Origin of the sequence: Kitasatospora sp. NPDC059803 (genome assembly GCF_042732255.1) — a bacterium.
Lineage (GTDB): Bacteria > Actinomycetota > Actinomycetes > Streptomycetales > Streptomycetaceae > Kitasatospora.
This window is the reverse complement of the sequence record NZ_JBHWIJ010000362.1, coordinates 1-7,844: the sequence shown is the minus strand read 5'-3', so window position 1 is coordinate 7,844 and position 7,844 is coordinate 1. Positions and strand designations below refer to the sequence as shown.

Sequence of the window (7,844 nt, the reverse complement as noted above, 5' to 3'; positions counted from 1 at the left end):
CAGCCGGGCGGCGCAGGCCTCGGCGGCCGTACGGGCCTGGGCGAGGGCGGCGCCGGCGGCCTTCTCGACGTCGGCGGCGTGCAGGGCGGCGCGGGCCGGGTCGACGTCGCCGTCGGCGTCGATGAAGCCGGCCACGACGGCGGCGGCGGTCTCCTGCTCGACCTCGGCGAGGCGCTGGCGCAGGTGGTCGACCTCGCTGCGGGCCTTCTGGGCGGCGGTGGCGGCCTCGGTGGCGTCGGACTGGGCCTTGGCGCCGTCGTCCTGGAGCTCGCCGGCGCGCTGCTCCTCGGTGTCGGCGCGGGCCTCGGCGGCCGCGGCGGCGCCTTCCAGGGCGCGGGCCAGGGCGGTGGCGGCGCGGGCACGGGCGGCGAGCGCGGGGGCGGCGTCGAGTTCGGCCTCGCGGATGGCGGCGGCGACCCGGGTGATCCGGTCGGCGGCGGCGCGCTGGCGCAGGACGGCCTCGGCGGCCTGCCAGGCGGAGTGCAGGGTGCGGGCGTCGATGAGTTCGCGGCGCAGTGCGGCGGCCTCGGCGGTGGCCGCGGCGAGGCCCAGGGTGGCGTGCCGGTGGGTGAGTTCGGCGGTGATGAGGGTGTGCCGGGTGCGGTCGGCCTCGGCGGCGGTGACGGCGCCCGCGGCGGCGGCGACCTCGATGGCGAGGTCCTGGGCGCGGTCGCGTTCGGCGGCGGCGCGGGAGGTGAGGGCGTGGGCGAGGCGGCGGGTGCGGCGTTCGGCGGTGCGGTGGGCCTCGCGGACGCTCTCGCGGGCGCCGGTGGCCTCGACGATGCGTTCCAGCAGGTCGAGGGAGCCGGCGGTGAAGTCGCGTTCGGCGGTGAGTTCGGCGCGGCGGCCGAGCTTGGCGGCGAAGCCGTGGACGAGGTCGGCGAGGCCGTCGGTGTCCCGGGTGTCGGTGACGGCGCGCAGCAGCAGGTCGGTGAAGTCGCTGTCGTGCTTGACCGCGAAGAGGCCGGCGGCCTCGCCCTCGTCGGCGTTCATCTCGCGCTGGTAGCGGAAGAGTTCGGGGTCGAGGCCGAGTTCGCCGAGGTGCTCGGTCCAGCGGTCGTGGCCGTCCTCGAAGACCAGGTCGAGGTGCGGGTGGGCCTTGCCGGCCTCGGTGAGGGCGTCGCGGAAGCCCTTCATGGTGCGGCGGCGGCCGCGGGCCTTCTGGTCGCCGGCCAGGCCGATGCGTTCGGCGACCGGCAGCGAGTCCAGGGTGAGGCCGGGGCCGGGGCGGAAGGAGTACCAGGTCTCGGCGAACTTGCGCGGGTCGGAGGAGACCTGGCGGCCGCGCCACTCGCTGACCTTGCCGACCACGATCAGCTCGCCGGTGACGGTGTGCTGCCACTCCAGCGCGACGTGGCCGCAGTCGTCGGCGAGCAGGAACTTGCGCAGCACGCCGGAGCTGGCGCCGCCGAGGGTGTTGCGGTGGCCGGGGAGCATCACCGAGAAGATCAGTTTGAGCAGGACGGACTTGCCGCCGCCGTTCTCCAGGAAGAGCACGCCGGCCGGGGCGGGGCGGCGGACCGGGCCCTCGGTGTCCTCGCCGAACAGGCCGATCTGCTGCGGGGCCGGGTCGGCGACGGGCTCGCCGACACCGCGCAGGTCGAGCACCGTGTCGGCGTAGCGGGCGCCGGCCGGTCCGATCGAGTAGAGGCGGACCCGGTTGAGCTCGTACATGTGCGGCGGTTCTCCGTGGGCGAGTCGGGTAGGGGTGTCAGAGCGAGTGGAACGGCAGGCCTGCGTCGGCCACCAGTTCGTCGCCGGTGTCCGGCGGCAGCAGGCTGGCGGTGCCGTCGGAGACCGGGACGATGCCGAGGTCGAGCAGTTCGGCCATGGCCGCGCTGCCGGCCAGGTCGCGGACCTGGAGCTGGTAGCGGGCGGTGGTGCGGTAGGTGCCGCCGGAGTCGTCGGAGACCTTCTGCAGGAAGCCGGAGTCGACCAGGAACAGCACGGCCTTGGCGACGATGCCGATGGTGGAGCCGGAGAGCCGGCGGGCGTCCTTGGTGGCGCCGGTGGCGGTGCGCCGGGCCCAGACCCGCCAGGCGGCCTCCAGGCCGGGGGCGTCGGACTGCGGGTCGGTGTTGTCGCCCTCGGTCGCGGCCTGCTCCTCCAGGCGGCGGCAGGCCTGGCGGACGAAGGCGTCGACGCCGTTGACGGTGATCCGGCCGAGGTAGCCGTCGTCGGCGAGGTCCTCGGGCCGGGGGAAGGCCATCGCGGCGACGGCGAGGTGGGCCAGGCCGTGCAGGAAGCGGTCGGTGGACTCGGTGGCGGCGCGGCGCGAGTAGTCGCCCATCCGGACGGCGAACAGCGAGTCCTCGGCGGCGGCGACGGCCATGCCGGCGCGCGGCGAGACCTCCAGGACGACCAGACCCATGCCGGTGGCGACGGCGTCGGCGAGCCGGGCGAACGGCGGGTCCTCGCGGTGGCGGCGGACGAGTTCGGCGTACTCGGCGTCGCGGGCGGGGAGCAGCTTGGCCTGGAGGCCGAAGGAGACCAGCCGGGCGGCGTCGGCGACGTCGCCCGGGGTGATCGGGGCGGGGGCCGCGGGTTCGGTCTCGGCCGCCCAGGACGTGTCGTGGTGGGTCGTCACGGGCGGTGCTCCTCGGGGCTGTTGCTAGTACGGGTGATCTGGTGGTGCGTCGAGACGGCGGCTTCGTCAGCCGGCGTCCTTGCGGTCGGCGGCCATGCCGGCCGCGTCGAGCAGGGCGCTGCCGACGATCAGGTCGGCGCCGCCGAACTGCGGGTCGCGCAGCAGGGTGCCGTCGTCCACGGCGAACAGCAGCCGCTCCTCGCCCTGCCGGTAGGCGGTGCCGACCGGCGGGCTGGCCGCGTGGACGGCCAGCAGGGCGACCAGGTACGGCAGCTCCGGGTCCTGCCCGCGGGCCTCGGCCAGCAGGCCGGAGAGCCGGCGGGGGGCGTCGGCGGGCAGGTCGAGCAGGAGCAGCGCGGCCTCCAGCTGGGCTTCGGAGAAGCGGCTGTCGTCCGGGGTGGCGACCAGGTCCGGGTCGGGCAGTTCGGCGCCGAGGTGCTCGCGCTCGACCGGCGGGGTGAGCAGCAGGTCGACCAGGTCGGCGACCCGGACGGAGACGGGGGTGCGCAGGCCGGCGCCGCGGGCGAAGAAGGCACCGGTGGGGCGGACGGCCTGCTCGACCGGCAGCCGCAGCACGGGGGCGAGCAACTGGCCGTAGAGGTCGATGCCGCTGCGGGCGCCGGGGGTGGCGAAGGCCTGCCGGTCCTGCTCGGCGCGGAACAGCGGGCCGGCCTCCAGCAGGCGGGTCTGCAGCTTGGTGTGGCGGCGGATGCAGTCCTTGACGATGTCGAGCAGCTCGGCGGCGCGGCGCTTGTTCTCGGCCCCTTCGGGAGTGTTCGGCTCGGCCTCGTCGCGGGCCTTGCGGATGTTGGTGAGAATCGCGTTCTCGTGCCGGTAGCGGTCGGCGATGTGGTCCAGCGCCTCGTCGATGAGGTCCGGGATGGCGCGCATCCAGTCGACGGCGCGGACGTTGCGCCGGGTCGCGTCGAGGGCGCGGCGCAGCGTCTCGGCGTACTGGACGGTGCGGTAGCGGGCCTGCTCGGCGGCGAGCTGGGCGTCGGCCAGGCGGCCGCGGCGGATCAGCACCTCCAGCTTGACCTCGGCGGCGATCTGGGCCGAGGTGACGTCGGTGTCGAGCGCGCCGACCAGGACGTTGACCGCCTCGTCGGTGGTGCGCAGGTAGACGCCGCCGTCGGGGCCGGGGACCTCCTCGATCAGCTTGAAGTCGTAGTCGCGCCGGACGTACGCGCCGTCCGCGCCGAAGGTGCCGTAGACGGCGCGGAAGCCCCGGTCGACGCTGCCGACGTTGATCAGCGACTCCAGCACCCAGCGGGCGACCCGCTCGTGCTCGGCGGCGGGGCGCCCGGCGGCCTGGGCGGCGACCCGGGGCAGCAGGCGGGCGAGCACTATGTCGCGGTCGGCGCCGGTGTCGAAGTCCATGTGCAGGGTGACCAGGTCGATCGCGGCGAGACCGACCTCGGCCATCGCGTAGCCGCCGTACTCGCCCGCCAGGTTGACCTTGCGGTTGTCCAGGTCGTGCAGGGGGGCGGTGCAGGCCAGCGCCTTGAGCCGGCGGGCCAGGCCCTCGTCGGCGGCGGGGCCGGGCGCGGGCCTCGCCGCGACGGACCCGGCGGGCGGCCGGGGGCCGGGCAGGGTGGGCGGGTCAGCGATGGCGGTCACGGTGCACAAGATTAGAGGTTCGCACCGACATCGACCGAAACGGGCCTTGTGGGCGGGCTGCGCGGCAGGCCGGAGGGCGTGTCGGGGGTGAATTCAGAACGGGATTTCGATGGGATTCCGCCAATTCCGAACCGATATTCGGCAAACCCGTGAAGACTGCGCGTCGCTACCGTGATGATCGGCCTATGATCACTCGACTGGTCAAAGCGGGCTTCGCCGCCGCGCTGTCCGTGACCACCCTCGCCACCGGTGCCGCCGCCTCGTCAGCCGCCCCCGCCGACGCCCCCGCCGTTCAGGGGCAGCACGTGACCGCAGCCCTGAACGGCTTCCTGCCGGGCACCACCCCTCCCGGACCGGGCAAGCTCTCGGTCGGCTGGACCTCCGCCGGCACCCAGGACCTCACCGGGCCGACCCACATCACCGTCGACCTGCCGCCCGGCCTCACCACCGAGCTCGGCATGTTCTACTCCACCCCGTACGACTACACCTTCACCGAGTCCGTCTCGCCCGACGGGCGCCACCTGGACGCCGTCCTCATCGGCACCCGCAGGCCCGGGCGCTACGAGTTCATGAAGCTGAACGTGGGCCGCGACTACACCCAGCAGCTGACCGGCCAGATCGTCGTGACCGTGTCCAATCCGAACGACACCGACCCGACCGGCCACGTGACGGCCCTGTCGGTCGACGGGACCACCCCGGCGCCGGTCGTCCAGGCGTCGCCCACGGTCGACGGCCTCGACACCACCACCGGCCCCGGCGCGGGCGGCACCGCGGTGACCGTCAGCGGCAGCAACCTGGCGCACGGCATGGTGCTGGTCGGCGGCGTCCCGGCGGCCGGCACCTGCACCGACACCGCCTGCACGGTGATCACGCCCGGCGGCACGGGCAGCGCACCCGTCTCCGTGGTGACCCCCGGCGGCACGGTCGCGGCGCCGGCCGCCTTCGACTACACGGGCGCTCCGCCCCCGCCCCCGCCCGCGCCGACGGTCGGCAACCTGACCTACCCCAGCGGCCCGGCCGCCGGCGGCACCCAGGTGTACCTCCAGGGCACCAACCTGACGTACGGGACGGTCGCGTTCGGCGGGGTGCCGGCCGCGCACGTCTCCTGCGGCCCGTCCTTCTGCTCGGCCACCTCCCCGGCGACGGCGGGCCCCGGCCCGGTGGGCGTCACGGTGACCACGGCGGGCGGCACCAGCGCCCCGGTGACCTTCACGTACACCGCGTAGTCCCGACGTACACCGCGCAGTCCGGTTGTTCCGATGCCCGGGGGCTCCGGCACCCGGGCAACCGCGTGTCCGGGGGCGCGCGCCGGCCCGGCGTCCGGGGGTGCGCGCCCGCACGGCGTCCGGAGGTGCGTACCGGCCCGGCGTCTGGGGCGTGCCCGCACGTCAGGGGCTAGTTGAACGCGTTCAAATCGAGGGTCTAGAGTCGGTTCCGCACAGACGGGACAAGGCCCCGCCTGCTCTTCGGCATGGAGGTTCGCACCATGGACACCAATCCGGGCACCGATCCCGCGGCGGTACTGCGCAGAGTCCGGCGCTGGCTCTGGATCTTCGTGGTCTGCCTGGTGCTGAGCGGCCTGACGGCCTTCCCGCTGGAGACCGAGACCCGCTGGCTGGCCGATCTCGCAACCGGGCCGGCCGCGCCGCTGGCCGACCGCTTCCCGGCCGCCCTGGACTGGATCGAACGCGTCCGCACCGGCGTCGCGGAGACCAATGACCGCTACCCCTTCCTGGCCTACGGCACCGACTGGCTCGCCTTCGCCCACCTGGTGATCGCCGCCGCCTTCTGGGGCCCGATCAAGGACCCGGTCCGCAACATCTGGGTGATCCGCTGGGCGGTGCTCGCCTGCGGCGCCGTCATCCCCCTGGCCCTGGTCTGCGGGCCGCTGCGGGGGATCCCCCTGGGCTGGCGATTCATCGACATGTCGTTCGGAATCGTCGGCGTCGTCCCGCTGCTGATCGTGCTGCGGGCGCTGCGCCCGCTGGAACGTTCCTTCCAGGGGCCGGTGGCCGCGAGCTGAGTCGGAGCCCCCCAGCGCCGCCCCAGGGCGTGTGACCAGGGGTCGCACGCCGGTGGGCCCCCTGGGCCCGGGTCACGGGCAACGGCCTTCATCCGCAGGCCCTACCATCTGGCTCAACAGCTGCTGGAAGGCGGACGGGCGTGGCCGATGCGGTGATCGATCTCAATGCGGACCTCGGTGAGGGGTTCGGACGCTGGACGCTGACCGACGACGAGGCCCTGCTGTCCGTGGTGACCAGTGCCAACGTCGCCTGCGGCTTCCACGCGGGAGATCCGTCGACGATGCGCCGGGTCTGCGCGCTGGCCGCCGAACGCGGCGTCCGGATCGGCGCCCAGGTCTCCTACCGCGACCTGGCCGGCTTCGGCCGCCGGGCCATGGACGTCCCCCCGGAGGAGCTCGCCGACGAGATCGCCTACCAGATCGGCGCCCTCCAGGTCTTCGCCCGCGCGGCCGGCTCCCGGGTCTCCTACGTCAAACCGCACGGCGCCCTCTACAACCGCGTGGTCACCGACTCCGAACAGGCCGAGGCCGTGGTGGCCGGCGTGCTGCGGGCCGGGGCGGTCTGCGACGGACCGCTGCCGGTGCTCGGACTGCCCGGCTCCCGGCTGCTCGCCGTCGCCGAGGGCGTCGGCCTGGCGGTCGTCGCCGAGGCCTTCGCCGACCGCGCGTACACCTGGGCCGGCACCCTCGTCCCACGCCGCGACCCGGACGCCGTGGTGCACGACCCCGAATCGGTGATCACCCGAGCCGTCGGCATCGCCCGGGACGCCTCGGTGGAGGCCGTCGGCGGCGAACGGATCGCCGTCGAGGCCCGCTCCCTGTGCGTCCACGGCGACACCCCCGGCGCCGCCCAGCTCGCCTGGCGGATCCGCGGAGCCCTCGCCTCCGCCGGGGTCCGGGTGGAGGCGTTCACGTGACGCCCGCCGCCGTCCGGCGCGTCGGCGAACGGGCGCTGCTGGTCGAACTCGACGACACGGCGCAGGTCGCCGCGCTGTACGGATGGCTGCGCGAGCGGCAGGAGAGCCGGGCGCTCGGCGCGGTCGAGGAGATCGTGCCGGCCGCGCGCACGGTGCTGCTGGACGGCGTCGCGGACGTCGACGCGCTGGCGGCCCTGCTGCGCACGGCCCGTCCGTCGGCGGCCGCGGCGGCGACCGGGCCGCTGGTGGAGGTGCCGACGGTGTACGACGGCGCCGACCTCACCGAGGTCGCCGCACTGTGGGGGGTGTCCGAGGAAGCCGCCGTACGGATCCACACCGGGCCCGAGTACGTGGTCGCCTTCTGCGGGTTCGCGCCCGGCTTCGGCTACCTGACCGGGCTGCCGCCCCGGTACGAGGTCCCGCGCCGAGCCACCCCGCGCAGCAGCGTCCCAGTCGGATCGGTCGCCCTGGCCGGCCCGTACACCGGCGTCTACCCGGGCTCCTCCCCCGGCGGCTGGCAGCTGATCGGGCGCACCGGGCTCGCGCTCTGGGACACCGGGCGCGAGCCGGCGGCGCTGCTGGCGCCCGGGGTGCGGGTGCGGTTCACGGCGGAACGGGCGTAGCGGGGCCCCGGACGACGGCGGGCGGCGCGCGGGCCCCGGACGACGGCGGGCGGCGCGCGGGCCCCGGAGGACGG

6 protein-coding genes and 1 pseudogene are annotated in these 7,844 nt (G+C 75.2%); 4 read left to right on the top strand and 3 right to left on the bottom strand.

Features of this window, described 5'->3' with window-relative positions; genetic code table 11:
* The 3 genes and pseudogenes from ACFV6I_RS35345 to ACFV6I_RS35335 all read right to left on the bottom strand — a co-directional run.
* A pseudogene (locus ACFV6I_RS35345) lies at window positions 1-1,674 on the bottom strand (hypothetical protein); the annotation flags it as partial.
* A gap of 37 nt (window positions 1,675-1,711) precedes the next feature.
* Window positions 1,712-2,587 carry a hypothetical protein gene (locus tag ACFV6I_RS35340; RefSeq protein WP_063350182.1) on the bottom strand — a complete coding sequence of 292 codons (876 nt, stop codon included), beginning with the start codon at window positions 2,585-2,587 and terminating at the stop codon, window positions 1,712-1,714.
* Between the two features lie 66 nt (window positions 2,588-2,653).
* Window positions 2,654-4,207, bottom strand: a complete 1,554-nt coding sequence (locus ACFV6I_RS35335) for a hypothetical protein (RefSeq protein WP_380429986.1) — start codon at window positions 4,205-4,207, stop codon at window positions 2,654-2,656.
* 185 nt (window positions 4,208-4,392) lie between these two features.
* On the opposite strand from ACFV6I_RS35335, the gene ACFV6I_RS35330 reads away from it, so the two are divergent.
* From ACFV6I_RS35330 to pxpB, 4 genes are all read left to right on the top strand, one after another.
* Window positions 4,393-5,433, top strand: coding sequence for an IPT/TIG domain-containing protein (locus ACFV6I_RS35330; protein ID WP_380429984.1), 1,041 nt, complete (start codon window positions 4,393-4,395; stop codon window positions 5,431-5,433).
* A 260-nt stretch (window positions 5,434-5,693) separates the two neighbouring features.
* Entirely contained in the window at window positions 5,694-6,230 is a 537-nt protein-coding gene (locus ACFV6I_RS35325; RefSeq protein ID WP_063350180.1) for a hypothetical protein, read from the top strand.
* 140 nt (window positions 6,231-6,370) lie between these two features.
* Window positions 6,371-7,147, top strand: coding sequence for a LamB/YcsF family protein (locus tag ACFV6I_RS35320; protein WP_244293516.1), 777 nt, complete (start codon window positions 6,371-6,373; stop codon window positions 7,145-7,147).
* A complete protein-coding gene (gene pxpB / locus ACFV6I_RS35315) occupies window positions 7,144-7,770 on the top strand; it encodes a 5-oxoprolinase subunit PxpB (protein ID WP_380429981.1) in 627 nt (208 codons plus the stop codon). The genes ACFV6I_RS35320 and pxpB overlap by 4 nt, the downstream gene beginning before the upstream one ends.
* Window positions 7,771-7,844: the final 74 nt, after the last annotated feature.